This is a genomic window from Flavobacterium sp. N1736 (genome assembly GCF_025947065.1).
Classification (GTDB): Bacteria; Bacteroidota; Bacteroidia; order Flavobacteriales; family Flavobacteriaceae; genus Flavobacterium.
On record NZ_CP109994.1, the window covers coordinates 2,343,030 to 2,367,996 of the forward strand.

24 protein-coding genes are annotated in these 24,967 nt (G+C 32.7%); 17 read left to right on the top strand and 7 right to left on the bottom strand.

The features are described 5' to 3' along the window. The first annotated feature begins 9 nt into the window (after nucleotides 1-9). From OLM54_RS09750 to OLM54_RS09765, 4 genes are all read left to right on the top strand, one after another. Nucleotides 10-462, top strand: a complete 453-nt coding sequence (locus OLM54_RS09750) for an Lrp/AsnC family transcriptional regulator (protein ID WP_264538390.1) — start codon at nucleotides 10-12, stop codon at nucleotides 460-462. 364 nt (nucleotides 463-826) lie between these two features. Next, the gene (locus OLM54_RS09755) at nucleotides 827-1,600 is read left to right on the top strand and encodes a dienelactone hydrolase family protein (protein WP_264538391.1); all 774 of its coding nucleotides are present in this window, start codon (nucleotides 827-829) and stop codon (nucleotides 1,598-1,600) included. Nucleotides 1,601-1,708: 108 nt separating this feature from the next. After that, a complete protein-coding gene (locus OLM54_RS09760) occupies nucleotides 1,709-2,674 on the top strand; it encodes a DUF3667 domain-containing protein (protein ID WP_264538392.1) in 966 nt (321 codons plus the stop codon). An 8-nt stretch (nucleotides 2,675-2,682) separates the two neighbouring features. After that, on the top strand, nucleotides 2,683-3,699 hold the full coding sequence (locus tag OLM54_RS09765; protein WP_264538393.1) for a M28 family peptidase: 1,017 nt from the start codon (nucleotides 2,683-2,685) through the stop codon (nucleotides 3,697-3,699). 159 nt (nucleotides 3,700-3,858) lie between these two features. Here the strand turns inward: OLM54_RS09765 and rho are convergent, their stop codons facing one another. Beyond that, on the bottom strand, nucleotides 3,859-5,712 hold the full coding sequence (rho, locus tag OLM54_RS09770) for a transcription termination factor Rho (protein ID WP_264538394.1): 1,854 nt from the start codon (nucleotides 5,710-5,712) through the stop codon (nucleotides 3,859-3,861). A gap of 183 nt (nucleotides 5,713-5,895) precedes the next feature. On the opposite strand from rho, the gene OLM54_RS09775 reads away from it, so the two are divergent. From OLM54_RS09775 to OLM54_RS09785, 3 genes are all read left to right on the top strand, one after another. Beyond that, the gene (locus tag OLM54_RS09775) at nucleotides 5,896-6,312 is read left to right on the top strand and encodes a DUF4293 domain-containing protein (protein WP_264538395.1); all 417 of its coding nucleotides are present in this window, start codon (nucleotides 5,896-5,898) and stop codon (nucleotides 6,310-6,312) included. A 167-nt stretch (nucleotides 6,313-6,479) separates the two neighbouring features. Continuing rightward, nucleotides 6,480-7,142, top strand: a complete 663-nt coding sequence (locus tag OLM54_RS09780; protein WP_264538396.1) for a response regulator — start codon at nucleotides 6,480-6,482, stop codon at nucleotides 7,140-7,142. Between the two features lie 10 nt (nucleotides 7,143-7,152). Beyond that, nucleotides 7,153-8,082, top strand: coding sequence for a sensor histidine kinase (locus OLM54_RS09785; RefSeq protein WP_264538397.1), 930 nt, complete (start codon nucleotides 7,153-7,155; stop codon nucleotides 8,080-8,082). Nucleotides 8,083-8,086: 4 nt separating this feature from the next. Here OLM54_RS09785 and OLM54_RS09790 read toward each other — a convergent pair whose 3' ends face one another. Together OLM54_RS09790 and OLM54_RS09795 are read right to left on the bottom strand one after the other, a co-directional pair. Continuing rightward, nucleotides 8,087-8,581: a metallophosphoesterase family protein gene (locus OLM54_RS09790; protein ID WP_264538398.1), complete on the bottom strand. Its 495-nt coding sequence runs from the start codon at nucleotides 8,579-8,581 to the stop codon at nucleotides 8,087-8,089. Nucleotides 8,582-8,837: 256 nt separating this feature from the next. Beyond that, complete coding sequence (locus OLM54_RS09795; protein WP_264538399.1) at nucleotides 8,838-10,754, bottom strand: SPFH domain-containing protein; 1,917 nt, start codon at nucleotides 10,752-10,754, stop codon at nucleotides 8,838-8,840. Between the two features lie 547 nt (nucleotides 10,755-11,301). On the opposite strand from OLM54_RS09795, the gene truA reads away from it, so the two are divergent. From truA to OLM54_RS09820, 5 genes are all read left to right on the top strand, one after another. Next, a complete protein-coding gene (gene truA / locus OLM54_RS09800) occupies nucleotides 11,302-12,042 on the top strand; it encodes a tRNA pseudouridine(38-40) synthase TruA (protein WP_264538400.1) in 741 nt (246 codons plus the stop codon). Nucleotides 12,043-12,191: 149 nt separating this feature from the next. After that, nucleotides 12,192-13,946 (top strand): ABC transporter ATP-binding protein, encoded by a 1,755-nt coding sequence (locus tag OLM54_RS09805; protein ID WP_264538401.1) that lies wholly within the window; start codon nucleotides 12,192-12,194, stop codon nucleotides 13,944-13,946. A gap of 143 nt (nucleotides 13,947-14,089) precedes the next feature. Continuing rightward, complete coding sequence (locus OLM54_RS09810; protein WP_264538402.1) at nucleotides 14,090-14,671, top strand: HNH endonuclease; 582 nt, start codon at nucleotides 14,090-14,092, stop codon at nucleotides 14,669-14,671. 358 nt (nucleotides 14,672-15,029) lie between these two features. After that, nucleotides 15,030-16,418, top strand: coding sequence for a dihydrolipoyl dehydrogenase (lpdA, locus tag OLM54_RS09815; protein WP_264538403.1), 1,389 nt, complete (start codon nucleotides 15,030-15,032; stop codon nucleotides 16,416-16,418). Between the two features lie 223 nt (nucleotides 16,419-16,641). Then, nucleotides 16,642-17,109: a copper resistance protein NlpE gene (locus OLM54_RS09820; protein ID WP_264538404.1), complete on the top strand. Its 468-nt coding sequence runs from the start codon at nucleotides 16,642-16,644 to the stop codon at nucleotides 17,107-17,109. A gap of 78 nt (nucleotides 17,110-17,187) precedes the next feature. Here the strand turns inward: OLM54_RS09820 and OLM54_RS09825 are convergent, their stop codons facing one another. The 4 genes from OLM54_RS09825 to OLM54_RS09840 form a co-directional block, all read right to left on the bottom strand. Further along, nucleotides 17,188-18,351, bottom strand: coding sequence for a thiol-activated cytolysin family protein (locus OLM54_RS09825; protein WP_264538405.1), 1,164 nt, complete (start codon nucleotides 18,349-18,351; stop codon nucleotides 17,188-17,190). 156 nt (nucleotides 18,352-18,507) lie between these two features. After that, on the bottom strand, nucleotides 18,508-19,671 hold the full coding sequence (locus OLM54_RS09830) for a thiol-activated cytolysin family protein (RefSeq protein WP_264538406.1): 1,164 nt from the start codon (nucleotides 19,669-19,671) through the stop codon (nucleotides 18,508-18,510). 21 nt (nucleotides 19,672-19,692) lie between these two features. Continuing rightward, complete coding sequence (locus OLM54_RS09835) at nucleotides 19,693-20,532, bottom strand: hypothetical protein (protein WP_264538407.1); 840 nt, start codon at nucleotides 20,530-20,532, stop codon at nucleotides 19,693-19,695. A gap of 304 nt (nucleotides 20,533-20,836) precedes the next feature. Continuing rightward, nucleotides 20,837-21,070: a helix-turn-helix domain-containing protein gene (locus OLM54_RS09840; protein WP_264538408.1), complete on the bottom strand. Its 234-nt coding sequence runs from the start codon at nucleotides 21,068-21,070 to the stop codon at nucleotides 20,837-20,839. Nucleotides 21,071-21,149: 79 nt separating this feature from the next. On the opposite strand from OLM54_RS09840, the gene OLM54_RS09845 reads away from it, so the two are divergent. From OLM54_RS09845 to OLM54_RS09865, 5 genes are all read left to right on the top strand, one after another. Further along, nucleotides 21,150-21,338 carry a type I toxin-antitoxin system SymE family toxin gene (locus tag OLM54_RS09845; RefSeq protein WP_264538409.1) on the top strand — a complete coding sequence of 63 codons (189 nt, stop codon included), beginning with the start codon at nucleotides 21,150-21,152 and terminating at the stop codon, nucleotides 21,336-21,338. A 157-nt stretch (nucleotides 21,339-21,495) separates the two neighbouring features. Continuing rightward, nucleotides 21,496-22,404 (top strand): arginase family protein, encoded by a 909-nt coding sequence (locus OLM54_RS09850; RefSeq protein ID WP_264538410.1) that lies wholly within the window; start codon nucleotides 21,496-21,498, stop codon nucleotides 22,402-22,404. 98 nt (nucleotides 22,405-22,502) lie between these two features. After that, on the top strand, nucleotides 22,503-23,012 hold the full coding sequence (locus OLM54_RS09855) for a TPM domain-containing protein (protein ID WP_264538411.1): 510 nt from the start codon (nucleotides 22,503-22,505) through the stop codon (nucleotides 23,010-23,012). Nucleotides 23,013-23,221: 209 nt separating this feature from the next. Next, complete coding sequence (locus OLM54_RS09860; RefSeq protein ID WP_264538412.1) at nucleotides 23,222-23,866, top strand: suppressor of fused domain protein; 645 nt, start codon at nucleotides 23,222-23,224, stop codon at nucleotides 23,864-23,866. 267 nt (nucleotides 23,867-24,133) lie between these two features. After that, a complete protein-coding gene (locus OLM54_RS09865) occupies nucleotides 24,134-24,808 on the top strand; it encodes a carbonic anhydrase (RefSeq protein WP_264538413.1) in 675 nt (224 codons plus the stop codon). The last annotated feature ends 159 nt before the right edge of the window (nucleotides 24,809-24,967 follow it).

Below are 24,967 nucleotides of genomic sequence, written 5' to 3' on the forward strand. Positions count from 1 at the left end.
CAGCATTGCATGGATATTTTAGATGAGTTCGACGTAAAAATTATCAAAGAATTGGAGAAAGATGGACGAATTGCTTATTCGACGATTGCTACTAATTTAAAAATCTCAAATACTATGGTGCATCAACGCATAAACCGCTTATTTGAGCAAGGCATAATTACTGGCATCAAACCTATTTTAAACGAAAAGCAAATTGGGTATGACTGGGCTTCGTTTACCGGAATTACTCTTAATAAAGATTCTGATTCTGAAGGAGTTATTGAAGTTTTAAAACAAATACCGGAAGTAACAGAATGTTATTTTGTAACGGGTTCTTTTACGCTTTACCTAAAAATTACGGCGAAAAACCATGAGCACATGCGTAAAATATTATACGAGCAAATCGATAATATTCCGGGAATTGCTAAAACCGATTCTATGATTGAGTTGGGATGTGCGTTTAAGAGAAATATTTCCTTGTAGAGAAAAATAGCACGCAGATTATTTTTAAAAAATCATAATAATCTTTTAATCTGTGGCAAAAAAAATGGCTCGCAGATTTTGCAGATTGAGCAGATTTTATTTTTTGATTTTTTCTAAAATGAACTTATATAAAAGATTTCACGCAGATTGATTTTTATCATAATAATCTTTTAATCTGTGGCAAAAAAATGGGCTCGCAGATTTTGCAGATTGAGCAGATTTTATTTTTTGATTTTTTTGAAAATGAACTTATATCCATGATATGATTTAAATGAGTTAATTTAAGTTTTATGGTTAAAAAAGTATTGTTTTCAGGTTTTTTTGTAACATATTATTTCTGATATTTGTTAAAAATTGTGAAACCATGAAAAATTCAACATTAATCATTATTGCTACTATATTGTTCACCGGAACTGTAAACGCACAATTAAAAACTGTAAAATATACTGACGGAACTCAGGTATTAAACGGTTTATCTATAAAAGCTGCTAAAAAAAGCAGTCAAAACCCTGGAATTTTACTTTTACCGGCTTGGCTCGGAATTGATAATGCTTCAAAAGAAATTGCGGCTAATTTATCAAAACTAGGCTATCATGTTTTTATCGCTGATATTTATGGAGAAGGCAACTATCCGAAAAATACAGGAGAAGCAGGAAAACTGGCTGGCTTTTACAAAACAAACATCAACGATTATCAAAGAAGAATAAATCTGGCATTGCAGGAATTAATTAAATCCGGAGCAAATGCTGATAATATTGTTGCTATTGGATATTGTTTTGGAGGAACGGGAGTTCTTGAAGCTGCACGCGGACATTTGAATGTAAAAGGCGTTGCTTCGTTTCACGGTGGTTTAGGCAAAGATGCAAGTCGTGTCGTTGAACCAATTACAGCTAAAGTTTTAGTTTGTCACGGTGCTGACGATCCGTACGAATCTAAAGAAGAAATTACTGCTTTTCAACAAGAAATGCGTGACGCAAAAGCCGATTGGCAAATGATTTATTATGCAAATGCCGTACACTCGTTTACAAATCCGGAAGCCGGAAATGATAACTCAAAAGGTGCCGCTTACAATCCGGTTGCTGCAAAAAGATCTTTTGAACATTTACAGCTTTTCCTGAATGAAGTGTTGAAAAAATAGCATTCATAACTATGGATTAAAAGGTGTGTGATTTTAAAATCATTTTAATCTTTTAATCTGTGACAAAAAAAAACTTAACAACCAAAACCAAATCAATTGCAATAACCAATGTCACATAGTCCTATTAGAAAAGACAAAACCTGCTTGAATTGCAGGCACGTTGTCGAGCAAAGATTTTGTCCAAATTGTGGACAGGAAAATACAGACAGCCGAAAGACGTTTCACCATTTATTTATTCATTTTTTTGAAGATTTAACCCATTACGAAAACGCTTTTTGGAAAACAATTAAAAATTTACTTTTTAAACCTGCAACTTTAACTAAAGAATATCTTTCAGGAAGAAGATTGTCTTATCTGGCGCCGGTTCGTCTTTATATTTTTATCAGTTTTATTACTTTTCTTTTAATTGCTCTCTTTCCAAATCACGTAAGCGAAAATCTAAATAATAGCGAAAAAGAGATTACAACAAACCTTATTAAGCAAGATAAAAAGGCAACTAAAACTTTTAACGAAAACCCCTATTTTGAATTACAGCCGATGAAAGAAATCGACTCCATTCAAAAATATGGAAAACCGAGTGAAAAGTATACCGATTTTGAATATTGGGTTTATGAAAAGGTCGTGCATGTTACTGAAAATAATACCAAGAAAGAAATTGTAGAAAAATTTATTGAATCATTTGTTCATAATATCCCTAAAATATTATTTATAATAATGCCGTTTTTTGCCTTCTTTTTATGGATTTTTCATGATAAAAAGAAATGGTATTATTTTGATCACGGAATATTTACGCTGCATTATTTTTCGTTTTTACTTTTAATATTCCTCATTCTGTTTATTATTCAGAGAGTTACTGATTTGTTTGGAAGCACTTTAGGTTTTATAGCCGATATTGCAAATTTTGTGGGTATACTATGGATGTCATACTATTTTTATCCTGCGCATCATCGTTTTTACGGAGAAAGCAGAATTGTTTCTTTTATTAAAAGTGTGTTTCTATTCTTCATAAACTCATTTTTTATACTATTTTTACTAACTTTTTATGTTTTTTACATATTCATTAATTTACACTAAACCCCATAATGAAAAAACTCGTAGTTCTATTATTAATTGCCTCAGCATTTTCATGTAAAAATGCACAGTCGGTTGTATCGAAGGATAATTCAGATCCAACCAAATACGTGAAAGTGATTACCCAAAAAGATTTAAAAAAAATGTTATATGTAGTTGCTTCTGATGAAATGGAAGGTCGTCAAACTGGCTCACAAGGTCAGAAAAAAGCAGGTCTTTACATGATCGAACAATACAAGAAAAATAAGATTTCGTTTCCTAAAGGTGCAAAAGATTATTATCAAACGGTTCCCGCAGCTTTTTTAAATGCAAAACGTAACGAAAACCTGCCTGATTCTGAAAATATCTGGGCTTATATAGAAGGTTCTGAAAAACCGGATGAAGTTTTGGTAATTTCGGCTCATTATGACCACGTTGGTATTAAAAATGGTGAAGTTTATAACGGTGCCGATGATGACGGTTCCGGAACTGTTGCTGTAATGGAAATGGCGAAAGCTTTTGCAAAAGCTAAAAAAGACGGACACGGACCAAAACGTTCTATTTTATTTTTGCATGTAACAGGTGAAGAACACGGATTACACGGTTCTCGTTATTATTCTGAAAATCCATTGTTTCCAATTGCTAATACAATTACAGACATCAATATTGATATGATTGGCCGTCGCGATGTAGAGCATGCTAATACAAACAATTATGTGTATGTTATTGGTGCCGACAGGTTATCATCAGACTTGCATAATATTGTAGTTGCTCAAAATGAAAAATATACTAAAGTCGATTTAGATTTTAAATTTAATGATCCTAAAGATCCAAATCATTTTTATGAGCGTTCTGATCATTATAACTTTGCAAAAAACGGTATTCCGGCAGTTTTCTTTTTTAACGGAGTTCACGAAGATTATCACGGTAAGGGTGACGAACCTCAAAAAATTGAATACGACGCTTTAACAAAAAGAACACAATTAGCTTTTGTTGTTGCGTGGGAATTAGCGAATAGAGAAAATCGCCCAGTAGTTGATAAAAAATAGGACAAAGGTCAAAGAGACAAAGGTTCTGAGGTTTTTAAACTAAATCTATATTATCTGAAAAAACAAAAAAGGGATTAAGTTTAAAACTTCATCCCTTTTTTTATATTATAGATTCCAAAAAGAAAACCTTAGTCCCTTAGAACCTTTGTACCTTTTCTCTTAGTCATTCATAGAAATCAAAAACTCTTCGTTATTTTTGGTTTTCTTGAAACGGTCGTTTACAAAATCCATAGATTCTACAGGATTCATATCTGATAGATATTTACGCATAATCCACATTCTTTGTAATGTTTTTTCGTCTAACAACAAATCATCACGACGTGTACTTGACGAAGTAAGATCGATTGCAGGGAAAATACGTTTGTTTGCAATTTTACGATCCAATTGAAGTTCCATATTACCTGTACCTTTAAATTCTTCAAAGATAACCTCATCCATTTTAGAACCTGTTTCTGTCAATGCTGTTGCGATGATACTTAACGAACCACCGTTTTCTACATTTCTGGCAGCTCCAAAGAAACGTTTTGGTTTTTGCAATGCATTGGCATCCACACCTCCACTTAAAACTTTTCCTGATGCAGGCTGAACTGTATTGTAAGCTCTTGCTAAACGTGTAATCGAATCTAAAAGAATCACTACATCGTGTCCGCATTCTACCAAACGTTTTGCTTTTTCAAGAACGATGTTTGCAATTTTTACGTGTTCCTGTGGTTCTCTGTCAAAAGTAGAAGCAATAACTTCACCACGAACGCTGCGTTGCATATCTGTAACCTCTTCCGGGCGCTCATCAATTAAAAGAACGATTAGATAAACTTCAGGATGATTGGCTGCAATCGCATTTGCAATGTCTTTTAATAACATTGTTTTACCGGTTTTCGGTTGTGCGACTATCATACCACGCTGTCCTTTTCCTATTGGAGAAAATAAATCGATAATACGTGTTGAAACTGAACTGCCTTTTTCGGCTAATTTGAATTTTTCTGAAGGGAAAACCGGTGTTAAGTGTTCGAAAGAAACTCTGTCGCGAACTACTTGCGGATCGTGACCATTAATTTTTAGTACACGAACCAGGGGAAAAAACTTTTCGCCTTCTTTAGGAGGACGAACTACTCCTTTTACTGTATCTCCGGTTTTAAGACCGAATAATCTGATTTGTGAAGTTGATAAATAAATATCATCCGGAGAAGCTAAATAATTATAATCTGATGAACGTAAGAATCCGTATCCGTCAGGCATCATTTCAAGAACACCTTCACTTTCTATAATTCCGTCAAATTCAAAATCTGAATCTCTGAAATTATTCTTTTTATTTTTATGATTTGGGTTTTGGTTTCCGTTAGTCCCGTTTCCATTTCCATTTCCGTTTACATTCCCATTTTGATTAGGATTTGGGTTTGCGTTTTGATTCGGATTTGCGTTTTGGTTGGGATTTTGATTCGGATTCTGCTTTTTAAGCTGATTTGGGTTGATCTTTTTTACAGGAGCAATTTCTTCTGCTTTTTCAGCTACAGGTGTTGAAGTCGAATCAATGTTTTCTAAAACTTCATCAGTAACAACTTCTTTTACAGCTTCTTTTTCTTTTTGCAAAGCGACTTTTTTCTCGTAAGCTGATTTATTAAATTTGACAATTTTTGGTCCTTTCTTTTCTACTTCTCCGTTTTCTACAGTTTCTTCAACTGTTGGAGTTTCCTGTACTTTTGGGTTTTGTTTTGAAATTACCGGAGCATCAATTTTTTCAGGGGTTTCTTCTACTTTATCAAATTCCAGAATGGGAGCATTTTTACTGATTGCTGCTTTTTTTGCAGGTACAATTCGTGCTCTTTTGGGTTTGTCATCAACTTCTGCCTGAGCAACAGCAGGTACAGGCGGCGCTACAGTCGCTTCTTGATGTGCTAAAATCTGACTTATTAAAGTCTCTTTTTTAACACCATTAAACTTTATAGTTTTAGCTAACTTAGCTATTTCTTGAAGCTCAGAAAGCTTCATTTCTTTTAATGCAGAAATATCAAACATGAATATTCTATGAATTTAATTATTTTAAAGGAAATACTGTAAAAAGAATAGGTAGATAATTGTTTTCAACTAACCGCAGTATGAAGTGCTTACGGTATTATGATGCAATAATACGAATAAAATTTAATCATACAATAGTATTTTATAAAAAGAAAATATATTTTTGTAAAACAATTTTACACCATGATACAACGAATTCAAACCGTATATTTAATTCTTACCTTTGTAGTAACAGGGGTTTTATTGTTTTTTATTCCGCTTTGGACATTAAATACCGGAAAAGCTTTCTATTTTATGCAAGACCAGGTTTATACTATTATTTTAGGTTTAAGCACGATGCTTACCGTTATTAGTATTATTTCATACAAAAAAAGACAAAATCAGTTTGTAATGGGCAGGCTGAACATAATATTAAATTTAATTTTATTAGGATTATTTGTATACCGATCACTAAATTTATCTGGAGAGACTGTTAACGCAGTTTCTGAGAAAGGTATTGGGATGTTTCTTCCGATTGTTGCTATCGTATTATTAGTGTTAGCTAATAAGGCCATCAAGAAAGACGAAGATCTCGTAAAATCTGTAGATCGTTTGAGGTAAACCTATAAACTTAATTTATGTGCGAAGAGAACCCGGATTTTATAATTCGGGTTTTTTTGTGTCCAAAATTTTCTTCAATTCTTCCCGAACTCCCAAAAAACAAGCGCTAAAGAGTTAATTTGTAAGATAAATTTCATAAGTTTGATTTCTCAGACTCAAAAACAATCATGAAACATAAAATAAGGATACACCTTGCTGATGATCACCAAGTGCTTATCGATGGACTTACCAATTTATTGCGTACTGTTTCTGACTTTGAAGTGGTAGGGAATTCATTAGACGGAACATCAATTTATGAAGATGTATTACACAATAAAACAGATATTTTATTATTGGATATCAGCATGCCTGCAAAAGACGGAATTGAAGTTTTGAAGGAATTTAATGAAAAAGGATTTCCATGCAAAGTAATTATTCTTTCCAGTTATGATGATTTGAAAATTGTAAAAGAAGTAATGAAACTGGGCGCAAAAGGATATCTGACAAAAAAAAGTGCCGGAGAAAATATTATCGAAGCAATTGAAGCCGTAAATAAAGATGAAGAATATTTCGATAAACATATAAGAGAAAAAATATTTACCAACTTTACTCAAAATAATCCAAAATTAAACAGACCGGATTTTATAGATAATCATTTTTTAAGTGAACGGGAAATTGAAATCATTACTTTAATTTCTTTAGAATATAGTGCAAGAGAAATTAGTGAAGAACTTTTTATAAGCGTCAATACGGTCGAAACACATCGTAAAAACATCATGAAAAAACTAAATACTAAAAATGTTGTTGGTGTTGTAAAATATGCTTTGAAAAATAATTTAATAAAACCCTAATTGTGTTACCATGTACATTTTTAGAATAATTCTATTACTTGTTTTTTTCTCTGGCTTAAACGCGATTCCGGTTTTTAGCCAGCACGCATCTACACCAAAAACTGGCTTAAAAGAATTAAAAAAAGAAATCAAAGTTAATATAGCACCTGAAAAAAATCAATTGCTTGAACTGGAAAAATCTACAAATAAAAAAATAGTAAGCTTATTTATGGTTCTTGCCATAACAATGATTGTTTTACTTTATTTTGTGTATCAGAATGACAAATTGAAACGAAAAAACAAGCAAAAAGATATACAGCAAAAAATACAGCTCAACATTATTAATGCCGGAATTGACGGGCAGGAAAATGAAAGAAAAAAAATCGCCTCTTTTTTACATGATAATATCAACTCTTTATTATCATCAGTTGGTTTACATTTAAATGTTTTTACTGCTCAAAACGATATAAAATCAGAAGAACTTATTAAAGCTAAATCTATTCTTGAAGATGCCCACGATCGTTTGCGTGATATGTCGCACGAATTAATTCCAACACTTTTGGTTCGGTTTGGTTTGGTTTATGCCTTAGAAGATTTATGCGAAAAAAATTCTAATTCAAGTCTTCAGTTTGATTTTTTAAGTTCGATCGCAACTACAAAAAGATATAATGAAAAATTTGAAATAAAACTTTATTTCGTAGTAAGCGAGCTTTTTAGCAATATTATAAAACATAGTGAAGCAAAAAAAGCGCAAATTTCATTACACGAAAAACAAAATAATTTAATCATTATTATTCACGATAACGGAATAGGTTTTAATTGTGAAAAATTAAATCAGGAAGGTTTTGGCCTTAACCGAATCAGAGCAAGAATTAAAAAATTAAAAGGAAGTTTTGCTATTATTTCAAGAGAAAATGATAATGCCGGTACTTCTGTCAAAATAAAAGTTCCTGTTTTATAAAATCTTATTTTTTTCCTATTTCTATAATTTCAAGATCCTTTATTTTATCATCATCAATTACAAATCGCAACATAGTTCGCATTTGATGAAATCCGCTTTTTCCGGCAGCACCGGGATTCATATGTAATAAATTGTTCTTTTTATCAAATATGACTTTCAAAATGTGCGAATGTCCGCAGATGAATAATTTAGGCGGATTCGACGCCATTTCTTCTCTTATCGCCGGATTGTATTTACCCGGATAACCGCCAATATGTGTAATCCAGACCGAAACGTTTTCGCATAAAAAACGATTGTGCAACGGGAATTCTAATCTTGCTTGTGCATCATCTATATTTCCATAAACACATCGTAAAGGTTTCAATTTTTTTATGGTATCCGTTACATTCAAATCTCCAATATCTCCAGCATGCCAAACTTCATCGGCCTGATTAACATATTTTAAAATTACATCGTCAATATGACTGTGAGTATCGGAAAGAAGGAGAATTTTTTTCATTTTTTCTAAAGGGAAGATCAAAGTTTCAGAGGTGCAAAGGTACAAAGGTTTTCTTGAAAGATGCTATCCCGAGGCTTCGGGATTGAGATACTAAGTTGCTCAGCTTTTAACAAAAAAATCCGATCTGCTTTCGCAAACCGGATTTAAAACTTTGTGTTAGACGTACTGCTGTGCGGCTCTACGTTATACGATGTATTTTACATTCATATCTGACATTTTACATCTAACAATTTGCATTTTTACAATGCACAAATACTTATTGTTTCTTAGGATTCTTACTGTCTTTAGAATCTTTGGTATCCATCATTTCCATTAATTTTAAACCTAATAGTCCACTGATAGAACCATCAGAACCACCGTTTCCGGAAATTAAAACATCTGGAATTACTTTGATATTTCCTTTACCAATTTCTTCGGTTACTTTATATCTGGTGAAGTTATCACCGCCCATTGCACTAACCTGAAGTTGGTATGATTCTGCAGTCGATTTACCAATTGCCATAATTTTTTCCGCTTCGGCTAAACCTGTTTTCGAGATTCTTTCTGCTTCGGCGCTTGCATTTAGTTTAGTTGCTTCTGCCTGTGCTCCCGCTCTTGCTTTTGTTGCTTCGGCTTCGGCATTTGCACGCATTTTTGTAGCTTCGGCTTCGGCGTTTACGTTTAGTTTTAAACTCGTTGCATCTCCTTCTGCTTTTTTAACGGTTGCATCGGCTGTACGTTGTGCGATTTCAACACTTTGCGAAGCACGAACAATTTCTTTTTGCATATCTGCGATGGCCGTTTCTTTCTCCATTCCCTGACGCTGTTCCTGCGCCATTCTTTGGGTTTGATATGTTTTTTGCTCCTCTTCTGCCAATTTTCTGTCGGTTAGAGTTTTCATCAATGAATCTGGCGGAACAATATCTCCAATCAAAGTATCAACTGCGTTTACATTGTATTCGTCAAGAACTAATTTAATATGATTTTTAGCCGATTCCTGACGTTCTTTTCTTGTTGATAAAAAAGAAATCACATCGCTGTCCTGCGCCGAGTTTCTAAAATAGTTACCAATAGTAGGTTCTAAAACCTGAGAAACGAGGTTGTTCATACTTCCAAAACGGGCAATTACTTTTGGCGCTTCATTTGCCGGAACGTGAATAATTTGCGCTACATCAAGATTAAAAGGGAAACCATCTTTTGAACGAACGGTAATCGTAGAAAGATTTTTATCTAAATCATGCGATTCACTTCTTGCATTTGCCCAGTTTAAAACCAGGTTTGTTGTTGGAACTGCTTCTAGTTTTGTTGTATATTTATTCAAAGCATATTTTCCCGGACCAAGTGGTTCCATCCAAACACCACGCTGCCCTTTCGAAACAATATTTCCGTGTTTAAAAGTATCTCCTGTAACATCTTGTCCGTCTTCTCCAATATACGAGATTACAACACCAACATATCCAATTGGCACATCTGTCATTGGGTTTTGTTCGATTAAAATTCCCCAAGTATTAATATAATAAGAACCTGCCAACATTACCTGAGGCTGTAAGCCACGGTTTCCTCCACTTCCTAAAAACTTGTCAAAATCCTGAAAGTTGTTATGACCTTCAACAAATTTACCTGCAATTTGTCCCTGCGGAATTGGTTCTCCGTCAAGTGCCGTTACAATACCAATCATGTTCTCGTAAATCTTAATCTGATCTGCGATTACAATTTCGAACAAAAACGTGTTTATACGATACGAACCTGTTGTAATAAATGCTGTCTGACGTCCTTTTTGTCCGCCGTTGTTTAAGAAAAAAGTAGCATCCTGAAAGTTGTCACTGTCTACTTTTCTGGCCAAGATTCGTCCGGTTGGAATTTCCTGTCCGTCTTTACTTAAAACCAATCCAATTTTGCCTTCCGGAATCACGGTAAATCCGGTCATGTCGATTGAATATTGCCAAATCCACATTCCCCAGTATAAACCCGGAGCGAGTGTTTTTGCCTGATATCCGGCTTCTCCTTTTGTTGCAATAATACGACCGTCAGGAAGCGATTTATCGGCACCAAACAAAACGAACTTTTTGGTTACCAAACCAATTTTATCTTCCGGAACCATTACCATTCCGAAGAAAACGCGTAAAATAAATTTGTAAAAAAGAATGGAGAATAAGATTAAAATTATCCACCAGTAAGAAGTAATTTCATTCATAGTTTTTGATTATTTAGGTTACAAACATAGGAGAAATATTTCCTATTAAAATGAAATATTTTTAAAATTAACTTTTGCTAATTTCCTCTAAATAATGTTAAAAAAAAGCTTTCATTAAATCGTTGGAATTGTCAATTTCTGACACGATTTTTTGTCGGGTAAACTATGATTTGCATTTTGGGTTTTAACAGTTTTTACAAAGGTGCAAAGATGCAGAGAGGTAAAGGTTCAAAGGGTTCTTTTATTCAGGTGCAGAGGACCAAAGGAGAAAGGGTTTCTTTGGAGATTCATAACAGCCTATCTTTTTTTGTCTTCAATATAGACTTGACAGGTTTTAAAAACCTGTCAGGTCTGGCAACATTAAAATCTTTATCGTTTTCTTACTTTAAATCTATGAAACGTTAGACGCACTATAGAAAAATCCATGAACCTTTGTTGCTTCGAACCTGAATAAAAAAAACCTTTGAACCTTTGTATCTATAAACCTTTGAACCTATAAAGAAAAAAATCTTTGTACCTTTGCACCTCAGAACCTCTGCACCTTAAAATGAGATATTTTATTCAATTCGCTTATAACGGAACACATTATCATGGCTGGCAATTTCAGCCTAATGCATCTTCTGTTCAGGAAACGTTAAACAAAGCCTTTTCGGTTTTATTAAATGCTCCTATTAATATAATGGGCGCTGGCAGAACTGATACCGGGGTTCATGCGCAGGAAATGTACGGTCATTTTGATTTTGACAAAACTATTGATACTCTGACTTTACTGCATAAACTAAATTCATATTTGCCAAAAGACATTGCGATTTTTGATATTATCTTAGTTCATGATGACGCGCATTGCAGGTTTGACGCTACTAAACGAACATATGAATATCATATCAATACTGTTAAAAATCCATTTTTGGAGGAATTGAGTTGGTATTTTAATCAAAAATTAGATGTAGCTTTGATGAATGAAGCGGCGAAGATTTTATTAAATCACACGGATTTTCAGTGTTTTTCGAAAGTTAATACAGATGTGAACACTTTTGATTGCACGATTTTTGAGGCGTATTGGAAACAGGAAAACGACAAACTGGTTTTTACTATTTCGGCAAATCGGTTTTTACGAAATATGGTTCGCGCCATTGTGGGCACTTTGGTAAATATTGGTTTACACAAAATTTCTCTGGTTGATTTTGAAAATATTATTGCAAGCAAAAGCAGGGAAAAAGCTGGATTTTCGGTTCCGGCACACGGATTATATTTAACCGAAATTTATTACGATTACATCATAAAATAGCCCTGATTGAAGTGAAAAGCTTTTTTGAGAAAAATTATAGTTTTTGTGTTTTTATAGAGCGACCAACGGAAGCTTTATAAAAACAATACAAAAACATATTTTTGAGAAAAACTTGTAACGGAAAGCAGGAATAGCTCCTAAAAAAATAAATGAAAGCAAAAGCATTTGATACCGGATTATTCAAACGAATTTTAAAATATACAAAACCTTATAAATGGCGTTATTATGGCGTTATTATTTTTGCAATTTCATTGTCTGTTTTTGCGGCACTTCGCCCCTATTTACTAAAACAAACGGTTGACGGTTATATTAAAACGCATGATAAACAAGGTTTATTGATGTACATTATATTAATGGGAGTGGTTCTTTTATGCGAAGTTTTCTCTCAGTTTTATTTTGTGTATTGGGCAAACTGGCTTGGTCAGGATATTGTAAAAGACATTCGTACAAAGCTTTTCAAACATATTTTGAGTTTTAGAATGAAGTATTTTGATTTGGTTCCGGTGGGTCAATTGGTAACCAGATCTGTATCTGATATTGAATCGATTGCGCGTATTTTCAGTCAGGGATTATTCATGATTATAAGCGATTTGATGAAAATGCTGGTTGTGCTGCTTTTTATGTTTTATATGAACTGGGAATTAACATGGATTGTCGTTATTGCAATGCCAATTTTGGTTTATATCACCAGAATTTTTCAACGCAAAATGCAGGTTGCTTTTGAAGAAGTTCGTACGCAAATCGCTAATATGAACTCTTTTGTTCAGGAACGTGTTACGGGAATGAAAATCGTACAGCTTTTTAACCGTGAAAAAATTGAAGCCGAAAATTTCAGAGTAATCAACGACAAACATAGAGTTGCGTGGATTAAAACTATTCTGTACAACTCGATATTTTTTCCAATTGCCGATATTATTTCGTCTATTACTTTAGGTTTAGTGGTGGTTTATGGCGGATTCAAAATCCTTAACGGAGATCATTTTACAACTTTTGGAGATTTATTTTCTTATACAATGTTTATAGGTATGTTGTTTAACCCATTGCGTCAAATTGCAGATAAATTTAATGAGATGCAATTAGGAATGATTGCTGCCAATCGTGTTTTTGACATTATTGACACTCAGGATCATATTCAGGATACAGGTACGCTGGAAGCTCCAATTTTTGATGGAAGTATCGAATTCAAAGAAGTTCGTTTTAGTTATATTCCCGAAGAAGAAGTAATAAAAGGTATTGATCTTTCTGTTGCCTCTGGACAAACTATTGCAATTGTGGGTTCGACGGGAGCAGGAAAATCAACCATTATAAACTTGCTGAACCGTTTTTACGAAATAAACAGCGGAACGATTTTTATAGACGGTCATAATATCGAAAATTATACTTTGGCTTCTTTGCGTAAACAAATTGCGGTTGTTTTACAAGATGTATTTTTATTTGCCGATACTATTTATAACAATATCACACTTCATAATCCTGAAATTACGCGTGAACATGTTCTTAATGCTGCCAAAAAAATTGGTGTGCATGATTTTATAATGAGCTTGCCGGATAATTATGATTTTGATGTAAAAGAGCGCGGCGTAATGCTTTCGTCAGGACAAAGACAATTAATCGCCTTTTTGCGATCATATGTGAGTAATCCTAGTATTTTAATTTTAGATGAAGCTACTTCTTCTATAGATACTTATTCTGAAGAATTGATTCAGCGTGCTACAGAAACGATTACAAAAGGCAGAACTTCGATTATTATTGCGCATCGTTTGGCGACTATTGTGAACGCAGATAAAATTGTAGTTATGGATAAAGGTTTAATTGTAGAGCAAGGTACACATCAGGAATTACTAAATAAGTCAGATGGTTATTACAAAAATTTATATGACTCACAATTCTCGGTTGCAAACTAATTTTAGAAATGCTAAAAAAGTTCTTAAAAAAGTTAAAATAGCGTTATAGGAATCATAAATGTAAGATCTGGAAGAAATTATGTAACTGTGTTAGCTTTCGAATTTTTTATATTTGAGAATATATAAATCAAATGTAAAAGAAAATGCCACAAAGATTTTATCCTAACGAAGAATTTAAAGAAATAGAAATAAACGCTTCATTACAACTTCGATACGCTATTTCAAACAGAGGCCGTTTAATTAGTTTTTCTGACGAAATTGAAAACGGACGAATATTAAAAGGAGGTTTAAGCGACGGTTATCCTACCTTTAGATTCAAGATTAAAAAAGATGATAAGATTGTCAACAAATATTTGTTTTTATACAAATTGGTTGCTCAATATTTTATTCCGAAACAATCTGAAGAACAAACTTATGTTTTACATCTCGATTACAACCGAAGTAATGATGATGTAAAAAATTTACGCTGGGCTACCAAAGCCGAAATGATGGCGCACAGTCGTAAAAGTCCGCGCGTTATCCAGGCGAAAAAGAATCTGATTGAACACAATCTAAAAGCCGACGGAAGAAAATTAACTACCACAAAAGTGATGTTAATTAAGAAAATCCTTGGCAGACCAGAACAAAAAACACGTCTTAAAATGATCGCGAAGCAATTTGGCGTAAGCGAAATGCAAATTAGACGAATTGCCAGCGGAGAAAACTGGGGACACGTTAAAGTTTAAGGGTTAATTATGAATGGTTAATTGTTAATGGTTTTCGATGCCTTAATTAATTCATCATTAACAATTATTTTGTCACTCTGAGCGAAGTCGAAGAGCTTTTTCAACACGAAAAGCTCTTCGACTTCGCTTTGTTTATGAAAGTATTGTTTTACAGATTTAGAGCAACAAAGATAATTTACGATTAATAATTTACAATTCACATTTTGTCTTTTTACCTTTTTACCTTTTTACTGTTTTACATCTTACTGTTTTTTAAAATAAATCCTTAAATTCGCAATCACAAATAACAAGAGAAATCGAAAAATGAGTTTCGGAATTATAAACTTCATTTTCGGTATAAATACTAAAACCCAAAAAAATGAAATACGACGTTATTGTTTTAGGAAGTGGTCCTGGCGGATATGTAACAGCAATTAGAGCTTCACAATTAGGCTTTAAAGTAGCTATAGTTGAAAAAGAAAACCTTGGTGGTGTATGTTTAAACTGGGGATGTATCCCAACAAAAGCATTATTAAAATCAGCTCAGGTTTTTGATTATTTAAAACACGCTTCTGATTACGGATTAAAAGTTTCTGAATTTGATAAAGATTTCCCTGCAGTTATACAACGTAGCCGTAGTGTTGCTGACGGAATGAGCAAAGGAGTTCAGTTCTTGATGAAAAAAAACAAAATTGACGTTATCGAAGGTTTCGGAAAACTAAAACCAGGTAAAAAACTTGACGTTACAGATAAAGATAATAAAGTAACTGAATATAGCGCTGATCATATTATTATTGCTACAGGAGCTCGCTCTCGTGAGTTGCCAAACTTACCACAAGATGGTGTAAAAGTAATAGGATATCGTCAGGCAATGTCATTGCCAACACAGCCAAAATCTATGATTATTGTAGGTTCCGGAGCAATTGGGGTTGAGTTCGCTCACTTTTATAACTCAATGGGAACTGAGGTTACTATTGTAGAATTTATGCCAAACGTTGTTCCTGTTGAAGATGAAGACATCTCGAAACAAATGGAACGTTCAATGAAAAAAGCAGGTGTAAAAATTATGACCAACTCATCTGTAGAGAAAATTGATACTACAGGAACTGGCGTAAAAGCAACTGTAAAAACAGCAAAAGGAGAAGAAATTCTTGAGGCTGAAATTTTACTTTCGGCAGTTGGAATTAAAACAAATATTGAAAACATAGGTCTTGAAGAAGTTGGAATCGCTGTTGACAAAGATAAAATCTTAGTAAACGCTTACAACCAAACTAATATTCCTGGTTACTACGCAATTGGAGACGTTACTCCGGGTCAGGCTTTGGCTCACGTAGCATCTGCAGAAGGAATTAACTGTGTAGAAAAAATTGCAGGTTTACACGTAGATCCAATCGATTACGGAAACGTTCCGGGTTGTACTTATGCAACTCCAGAAATTGCTTCTGTAGGTTTAACTGAAAAACAAGCTAAAGAAAAAGGATACGAATTAAAAATTGGTAAATTCCCATTTTCAGCTTCAGGAAAAGCAAAAGCTGCCGGTGCTGCTGACGGATTCGTAAAAGTAATCTTCGATGCAAAATACGGAGAATGGTTAGGATGCCACATGATTGGTGCAGGAGTTACAGATATGATTGCTGAAGCAGTTGTAGCCCGTAAACTAGAAACTACTGGTCATGAAATTCTAAAATCTATTCACCCACACCCAACAATGAGCGAGGCTGTTATGGAAGCTGTTGCAGATGCTTACGGCGAAGTAATTCACTTGTAATACATACCGTTTTACGGTTATATATAATTCTCAATTTTTAAAAATCCGATTTGTGAAAGCAAGTCGGATTTTTTTTATGTTTTGAATTTAATTCTAATTCTAAAAATCAGTTTTACAAAACTTGAAATCGCTTAAAACAAAAAAAAACAATACTAATGTAATAAAATAACTACAAATACGTTTTAGGTATCAGATACTTTTATCTCATCCCTAATTTAATAAAATGAATCAAATTAAAACAAAGATTTTAGCACTTGCAGTGATTGGACTGCTGTTTGTAAGTTGTAAAAATAAAGACGAACAAAAACAAGAAACCAACTCACAAGAAACAGAGATTACAACAGACGGAGACAATTCTAAAAATTCATTAGACTGGCCGGGAACTTACAAAGGAACTATACCATGCGCAGACTGCAAAGGAATAGAAGTGGAAATAAAAATAAACGATGACGACACTTATTCTTTAAAATCTACTTATCTCGGTAAAGAAAAAAATCAAAAGTTGGAAACCGGTACTTTTACATGGAGCAAAGACGGAAGCACGATTACAACTGTTTCACAAGATAAAAGCATTACAACTTCTTATTTAGTTGGCGAAAAAAAATTAATTCAATTAGACGCTGATAATAAAATAATTACAGGTTCTCTTGCTGATTCGTATATCTTAAAACAAGTAAATCTAGAAAACTAAATGTGATTAATTAATCATTTTAAAAAAAATATTACAAAAAAGCCAATCTATTAAAGATTGGCTTTTGTTTTTAATTCCTTAGTTTGGTTTTAATTCTGTAAATTGTTGCGTATACATATCTTTTACTTCAACTTCGGTATTGTCTTTTAATCTGCGTATTTTGTACGATATTAGCGCAGATGAAGAAACTAAATCTGAAGAACTAGGAGATTGTAAAAATTTTACAAAACTATTGTAATCTGTTACTTTTCCTCCTAAATCAATTGGTCCTCCTACGATCATAACTTTTACTTTATTTTGTGCAAATAAGCTTTTAAACTCTTCCGAATAGTTTACATCGACACCAATATCTACAACTTTTAGAGCCACACCTACAGATGCTTTCACCATTTTATTGTTATAAGCTTCATCTTTTGTAGTTTCTATCAATATATAAGCAACTCGGCCATAATCTACATTGCTTACATATACCGGTTCATGCGTTCCAAAATTGTTTGCGCTAATATCTCCATCAATCCAGTCTGCATAGTATTTTGGATCAATAGTCATACTATACAAACGTTGTCTTACTTTTACCATTACATAAGACTTGGTGTTTGTTGAGCCGCTATTTTGTGTATAACCAAAATTTGCTTTTACCATACCGCCCAATACATTTACATTTAAATGAGCATCAAGTGCTTTTTTAAAACTATTCTCTGTTGTAATCTCATCACTTTGACATTCATAATATGTTGGTACAGCATTATAGTCAATAAGATTTTTATTTTTGTTAACTAAAATATTTGTAGCATTTGTTATCTCACTATATGTAGGAAGAATGTTCGCACTCATACCTAAATCTCCTCTTAAAGACATTGATAAAGTAACAGGTTTAAAAGCATTTTTAAGCACTAACGGATCATAAGCTGCATTCATAAAACTGGAACCGCGCAAAATACTTCCGGGATAAATTACATCCAAATTTTCCTCATTTATTATAGACAAAGGCGAAAGTGTCGTTTGTTTTTCTACCTCTGTAAGATAAACATATTCTTTATTGCCTGTTGTAGGATTGAGTTCCTGCGTTCCGGTTTTTTTAGAACTTAGCACCTTATCCGCTTTTTCTGTAAAAACTATAGGCTGTAAATTGTCTAAAGTAGCTTTAGGATCGTTGTTTTTATTATCATCACTGCAAGAAATGAATAATGCGGCACTAATAGCAAAAGCTAAAATGGCTGTTTTTTTCATTTTGTCTTTCATTGAGTTAAATTTTAAAAGTTATTATTTCTGTTTAATAGTCAAATTATGATACGAGATGATATGATGAATAATTTTCATCGCTACTGTATTCGTTGTCCTGCAAGGTTTTGAAAAAAAGCCAATCGTTAATAGATTGGCTTTTGCTTTTTTGAATTATTAATTTGCTTTTAATTCAGTAAATTGTTGCGTATACATATCTTTTACTTCAACTTCGGTATTGTCTTTTAATCTGCGTATTTTGTATGATATTGGAGCAGAAGAAACTACTAAGTCGTTTGTAGTAGGTGATTGCAAGAAATTCACGAAACTATTATAATCTGTAACTTTTCCTCCTAAATCTAAAGGTCCACCTACAATTACAACTTTTACTTTGTTTTGTGCAAACAATTTTTTAAATTCTTCAGAGTAGTTTACATCTACACCAATATCTACAACTTTTAGAGCTACACCTACAGATGCCTGAACCATCTTATTGTTGTATTCTTCATTTTTGGTAGTTTCTATTAATATATAAGCAACTCTGCCATAATCTACATTGCTTACATATACAGGTTCATGCGTTCCAAAATTGTTTGCGCTAATATCTCCATCAATCCAGTCTGTATAATACTTAGGGTCAATAGTCATACTATATAAATGCTGTCTTACTTTTACCATTACATAAGATTTGGTGTTTGTCGAGCCGCTATTTTGTGTATAACCAAAATTTGCTTTTACCAAACCGCCCAATACATTTACATTTAAATGAGCATCAAGAGCTTTTTTAAAACTATTCTCTGTTGTAATCTGATCACTTTGATATTCATAATAAGTAGGAATAGCATCAAAATCAATAAATTCTTTTTTTATGCTGACTAAACCGTTAATTGTATTTCTGACTGCACTAGGAATGGGCAATGTGCTTATATTAACTAAAAGATCTCCCCTCAACGACATAGATAAATTTACAGGCTTAAAAGCATTTTTAAGCACTAACGGATCATAAGCTGCATTCATAAAACTGGAACCGCGCAAAATACTTCCGGGATAAATTACATCCAAATTTGCCCCATTTATAATAGACAAAGGCGAAAGTGTCGTTTGTTTTTCTACTTCTGTAAGATAAACATATTCGTTGTTACCCGTTTTAGGATTTAGTTCCTGTGTTCCCGTTTTTTTAGAACTTAGCACTTTATCCTCTTTAGCTGCAAAAACTACGGGTTGTAAATTGTCTAAAGTAACATTAGAATCATTGTCTTTATTATCATCACTACAAGAAATAAAGAATGCGGCGCTAATGGCCAAAGCTAAAATGGTTGTTTTTTTCATTTTGTTTTTCATAGAGTTAAAATTTAAAAGTTATTATTTCTGTTTAATGTCTAAATTGTAATATGAGATGATGTTATCAGGTTTAGAATTTATTTTTTGTGTTATTTTAATTTCCGCTAATATCCAGTTAGGTACTATCTGTGCGCCTTTTTCGGTATTTACCTGTTCGCTAAATGTCATCACATTATTTATCAAAATGTTTCCGTCATACTTATTACCATTATATAATGTTGTGTAGCTATTTTTTTTAGAATCACTGTCGGTTAGATAGGTGTCGTTGGTCTGATCTCCGTCATCGACAGTAAATTCATAAAAACGACTGTGCTTCGAACTTGAAAACATACCAGACTTATCTGTTTGCACATTCTTTGTATAAACTTCTATTTTTACCGCAGAAAACAGCATTTCCTGTGTCGATCCCGCAACATACTTGTTCGCTCGCATTTTGCGAAGTTCATATTGCTGTATAAAATTTCCGGGTTTTAAAATCGAAACAAAAAAGGAAGAATTCGCCTTTTTAAGAATAATACTATCTCGCGTTACTTTAGCATTAATACTATCTTTTGAAGATGGAATTGGAGAAAGTATTTTTATTTCTTCCTGAAAATTGTAGTCAATTTTGTTTTGTTGGTGTTTCGTAGCATCTGTTGTTATGGGTTTTAACACATAAACTACATCGGCAGACGAATCGAAGTTTTTGATTTTAATGTCAAATTTTAAAACTTCGCCCACTAGAATGTTGTTCCAGGCTATCCTTTCAATACTTTTAGATAATGTAAAATTAGCTGCATTTTCATGAACTGTTTCTGATGAATTGTTATCCTCGCTGCATGAAGCAATGCCAACTAAAATAAGGAATAGATATTTTTTCATGATGATTTTTTTTACAAATTTGCATCATTACTATATCGATATAGTGCCTCTATAAGTTTTTAAACTAATAGAATAAGGTTTTTTAAGCAGAATGAAAAAAACGAGTTTTTAAAGACTAAAACTGAGTGTTTTCTTGCATTCATTGTCCTGCAAGGTTTTTTTCAACCTTGTAGGTATAACTATATGCAAATCACCAATCTTTGTCGAGTTTCTAGTGTGATTTCTCGTTCCACGAAATGACAAAATGCACAATTAAAAACCTACAAGGTTAAAAAAAACCTTGCAGGAACTCAAAAGAAAAAAGTTATGAGAAATCTAGCAATTTAGACAAAGAAATTCCTAAAGCACTTGAAACCTCAAGTAAAGTATAAAGTGTTGGATTAACTTTTCCGTTTTCAAGTTTTTCAATGGTTTGGCGGTCTTTCTTGCAAGCTCTCGCCAAGTCAGATTGGCTCCAACCCTTTTTTTCTCGAAATTCTACAATCTGTTCACCAATCTTCTTTTTTAGTATATCGCGTGTCATAAAAACAAATGTCATACTTTTTGTTGACAACTTTGTCATATTAAAAGCTGACAACTAGTTTTTTGTTCTATATTTGTCGTATAATTATATGACAATGATAAACTCAAGAAAAATAAAAATTCACACTAAATACAAATCGGGAATGCCTACAAGTACAAAAATTCCGGTAATAAGACTTGAAGGCAAATGGCTAAAAAAACTTGGTTTCAACGAAGGAGAAATGATAAACATCGAACAAAAAAAATACAAACTCATAATTACTGTTGAGAAAGATAATTTGTAAAACAAAATCAGTTTTTTTTATTTGGGCGTGTCCCTTCGGGTCGGGCTTTTCGTTACAAGTCCTCGCACTTCCTTCGTCAGGCTGTGGGCTTTCCTCTTCTATCCCTCACGCAATAAATCTATATATTTTACTAACTTTATAACGAAATAAAGAAGTTATGAAAGACGCATATATTGTTGAATTTCCATCAAATTTAGGTTTAAAAGAACCGCAACCGGGAAAAGAACCGGGCGTAAAAAAATTACCGGACTGGTTGTGGAAAAATAATTTGCATAAAGCCATTAATCCAAAAGACATAATTAGGCTTGATGCTCCAAAATATACAAATGTTAGAGATACTGAAACTAAAATTCTCAACACAAATTCCTTAATTGATTATGCCAGAGAACAAGCGTATTTAATCAATAATTTACTTACTCAAAATAAATTTCCTTTCATACTTGGCGGCGATTGCAGCATTCTTTTAGGATCGGCAATAGCTTTAAAACAAAAAGGAAACTACGGATTATTCTACCTTGACGGACATACTGATTTTATGAATGTTTCACTATCCGAAACCGGAGGCGTTGGCGGAATGGCGGCTTCTATAGTTACAGGAAACGGACATGAAAAACTAACCAATATTCTTAATTTATCGCCTTACATAAAAGAAGAAAACCTTTGGTGCGTGGGCAATCGCGAATACGATGACGAATATGAAAATGAAATTCGAAATTCTTCTGCCACTTATATCAGCCTGAATGAATTGCGAAAAAGAGGTATTCTAAATTGTATCGAATCTTTTCTTTCAGAAGTTAAAAACAAAAATCTCGATGGTTTTTGGCTTCACATTGATGTTGATGTTTTAAATGATGAAATAATGCCCTGCGTAGACAGTCGAACTCCGGATGGTCTTACTTATGATGAATTTAATGAACTTACCTCCTATTTATTTCAAAGTGATAAATTAAGCGGACTTGAAATTACAATTCTGGATCCTGATTTGGATTTAACGGGTCAATACACAAAAGATTTCGTTTCGAATATTAGCAATACTTTCAATTTATCTCAAAAAAATATTTTATGAGATATATAATCGTAACATTTTAGTATAAAATTACAAGACGAATTGTAATAATAAATTGGTAATTTTGCGGCACCAAATCTACTTTTTAAGCATTACCGATGAAAAAAATATTCTTCATTATTACGATAACCTTGTTTTCAGTAAACAACTTTTTTGCCCAAACAAAAAAAGAAACAAGCACAAGTTCAGCAACAGAAAACGTTTTTGCAAAATCATATAATAACGTTAATGATTTTGAGAAAATATTAAACCCGGATCAAACCAATAGCTTAAATAAAACCTTAAATGCGTTTGAAAAAAAGACATTGTATAAAATTCTGATCATAACAGTTTCTTCCATAAAACCATACAATGATATTTATGAATATACACAAAATTTAGATAAATATCTTGACAGCAATTTAAGACTTCGACCTACAATTATCATTGTTTTAAGTAAACAATTGAGGCAAATTCAAATTGTGGGAGAAGAATCTATACGTTATAAATTTAGCGATAATGAAGCTAAAGAAATTGTTTCGGGTTTTGCAGTTCCAGAATTCAAAAAAGGAGATTATTATAAAGGTCTCGAAGTAACCGTCGCCGAAATTATAAAAAAACTGGAATAAAATTTCAGTTTTAAATCAAAATAATTAAATCCGATTTGCGAAAGCGAGTCGGATTTTTTTGACCTGTTTTTTCAGAAACTTTGCTCTTTATATAATAAAATTTACATTTTTAAAATCACGAAATAATAACCATAAAATCAAAAGCAAAGTTTTATTTTTTACATCAAAAAACCATATATTGTCATTACTTAATGATAAAACAGATACGTATGACATTAGAAGAATACAAAAAAGAATTTTCAGATGATGACGCTGTTGGTTGGTTATCAATCGATAAAGAATTCGAAACACTTTATCCAGGTCAGGAACCAAAACATTTTGCTCCGGCAATAAGTTATATGCTTGGTGGAGAAAGTCCGCTTGACGGAGTAAGTATTTATGAAAGTAAAAAACAAACCGATCACTTTCATTTTATCACGTATGGCTTTTCAGAATTATATTATAATGAAGAAAAACTAGACAGCGAATTTAGCAAATGGGGATTTGAAATCACTTTTAGATTAAAACCTTTTGAAGCAGATAATGGAAATCCAAGCTGGGCAATTGCCTTGCTGCAAAATATTGCTAAATATGTATTTGATAGTGGAAATTGGTTTGAAGAGTTTCATTACATGCCAGCAAATGGTCCAATAAGACTTGATACTGAAACAGATATTACGGCATTACTTTTTGTATCAGATCCTGAAATTCCGAAAAAACAAACACCGCATGGCGAAGTTTCGTTTTTACAAATCGTGGGAATAACTTCTGATGAATACGAAAACTTAAAGAAGAATCCGGAAACGGTCGAAGAATTAGTAGCAAAACTACAAGAAAGTAATCCTTTATTAATTACTGATTTAACGAGAAAGTAAGCCAATAAATAAACTATAATTTTGGAATGAAAATCCGGTTTGTGAAAACAAGTCGGATTTTTTTGTTTAAATATGTAAGAGAAAAAAGCATCAAATAAAAAATAAAAAAAAACTTTTTAGCATCACAAATACATGTATGATATTCAAAATCAATTAAGTGTATTCATAAAGAAAAACAATTTTAGCTTTATAATAAAAACTATATTTGTAAGATTTAAATTAACAAGTAATTTCTTCGACACACATTAAATCTTAATAAATAAAAACATGAAAGCAAAAATTTTAATGCTAACGCTAATTCTGTTTTCATTCATTGGATGTCAGAAAAGCGACCAAAACATAGAATCAATTGATAATAACAAAAAATTAGATCCTTTAGAAAGATTAACTCAGGGAAATCAGCGATTTTTAGACGAAAGATCAATTCATCCTCGTCAAAACAAAGAATCTGTTTTACAAAATCAGGACACACAAAAACCGTTTGCTGTTGTTATAACTTGCTCAGACAGCAGGGTTTCGCCAGAAATTGTTTTCGATCAGGGAATTGGAGATTTATTTGTAATTCGAAATGCCGGTAATCTGATCTCAGATATTGATATGGGAAGTATCGAATATGCGATTGAACATCTCGACACAAAAATGATTGTAATATTAGGTCATACAGAATGTGGCGCAATTAAAGCGTATATTAACGATAAAGATAGCGCGTACAAAAAGCATTTTAATCACATTGATGATATTGTAGAAACCATTTCGCAAGAAGATGAAGAAATCGAAGCAGATAAAACCACGCCTAAAGCAAGTAATTATCTTGGCGCTATTGATGCAAATATTAAACATTCGACAAAACTAATACAAGATAATCCACTTATAAAAGAGCATAATATTAAAATTGTATCAATGAGATACGATGTACATACGGGGAAAATTACACAATTGTAATAACTTCTATTTTAAAAATATAATTCAGCCGAAAACTAAACTCCATATTATTCAGTTTAGTTTTTCGGCTTTATCCTATATTTTGATTTTCTCTTAAATATATTTTAGCCTTTTTTAGAAACCAAATTAAAAAAATATCATTTTTTTTAATTGCGAAAC

What these genes read in the sequence shown, in the direction of transcription:
- OLM54_RS09835 (WP_264538407.1), bottom strand. Translation starts at nt 20,532, where the DNA reads ATGAAAAAATATCTATTCCTTATTTTAGTTGGCATTGCTTCATGCAGC.
- OLM54_RS09820 (WP_264538404.1), top strand. Translation starts at nt 16,642, where the DNA reads ATGAATCAAATTAAAACAAAGATTTTAGCACTTGCAGTGATTGGACTG.
- OLM54_RS09785 (WP_264538397.1), top strand. Translation starts at nt 7,153, where the DNA reads ATGTACATTTTTAGAATAATTCTATTACTTGTTTTTTTCTCTGGCTTA.
- OLM54_RS09790 (WP_264538398.1), bottom strand. Translation starts at nt 8,581, where the DNA reads ATGAAAAAAATTCTCCTTCTTTCCGATACTCACAGTCATATTGACGAT.
- OLM54_RS09795 (WP_264538399.1), bottom strand. Translation starts at nt 10,754, where the DNA reads ATGAATGAAATTACTTCTTACTGGTGGATAATTTTAATCTTATTCTCC.
- OLM54_RS09775 (WP_264538395.1), top strand. Translation starts at nt 5,896, where the DNA reads ATGATACAACGAATTCAAACCGTATATTTAATTCTTACCTTTGTAGTA.
- OLM54_RS09865 (WP_264538413.1), top strand. Translation starts at nt 24,134, where the DNA reads ATGAAAGCAAAAATTTTAATGCTAACGCTAATTCTGTTTTCATTCATT.
- OLM54_RS09860 (WP_264538412.1), top strand. Translation starts at nt 23,222, where the DNA reads ATGACATTAGAAGAATACAAAAAAGAATTTTCAGATGATGACGCTGTT.
- OLM54_RS09850 (WP_264538410.1), top strand. Translation starts at nt 21,496, where the DNA reads ATGAAAGACGCATATATTGTTGAATTTCCATCAAATTTAGGTTTAAAA.
- OLM54_RS09825 (WP_264538405.1), bottom strand. Translation starts at nt 18,351, where the DNA reads ATGAAAGACAAAATGAAAAAAACAGCCATTTTAGCTTTTGCTATTAGT.
- OLM54_RS09830 (WP_264538406.1), bottom strand. Translation starts at nt 19,671, where the DNA reads ATGAAAAACAAAATGAAAAAAACAACCATTTTAGCTTTGGCCATTAGC.
- OLM54_RS09750 (WP_264538390.1), top strand. Translation starts at nt 10, where the DNA reads ATGGATATTTTAGATGAGTTCGACGTAAAAATTATCAAAGAATTGGAG.
- OLM54_RS09845 (WP_264538409.1), top strand. Translation starts at nt 21,150, where the DNA reads ATGATAAACTCAAGAAAAATAAAAATTCACACTAAATACAAATCGGGA.
- OLM54_RS09805 (WP_264538401.1), top strand. Translation starts at nt 12,192, where the DNA reads ATGAAAGCAAAAGCATTTGATACCGGATTATTCAAACGAATTTTAAAA.
- OLM54_RS09855 (WP_264538411.1), top strand. Translation starts at nt 22,503, where the DNA reads ATGAAAAAAATATTCTTCATTATTACGATAACCTTGTTTTCAGTAAAC.
- OLM54_RS09755 (WP_264538391.1), top strand. Translation starts at nt 827, where the DNA reads ATGAAAAATTCAACATTAATCATTATTGCTACTATATTGTTCACCGGA.
- lpdA (WP_264538403.1), top strand. Translation starts at nt 15,030, where the DNA reads ATGAAATACGACGTTATTGTTTTAGGAAGTGGTCCTGGCGGATATGTA.
- truA (WP_264538400.1), top strand. Translation starts at nt 11,302, where the DNA reads ATGAGATATTTTATTCAATTCGCTTATAACGGAACACATTATCATGGC.
- OLM54_RS09840 (WP_264538408.1), bottom strand. Translation starts at nt 21,070, where the DNA reads ATGACATTTGTTTTTATGACACGCGATATACTAAAAAAGAAGATTGGT.
- OLM54_RS09765 (WP_264538393.1), top strand. Translation starts at nt 2,683, where the DNA reads ATGAAAAAACTCGTAGTTCTATTATTAATTGCCTCAGCATTTTCATGT.
- OLM54_RS09810 (WP_264538402.1), top strand. Translation starts at nt 14,090, where the DNA reads ATGCCACAAAGATTTTATCCTAACGAAGAATTTAAAGAAATAGAAATA.
- rho (WP_264538394.1), bottom strand. Translation starts at nt 5,712, where the DNA reads ATGTTTGATATTTCTGCATTAAAAGAAATGAAGCTTTCTGAGCTTCAA.
- OLM54_RS09760 (WP_264538392.1), top strand. Translation starts at nt 1,709, where the DNA reads ATGTCACATAGTCCTATTAGAAAAGACAAAACCTGCTTGAATTGCAGG.
- OLM54_RS09780 (WP_264538396.1), top strand. Translation starts at nt 6,480, where the DNA reads ATGAAACATAAAATAAGGATACACCTTGCTGATGATCACCAAGTGCTT.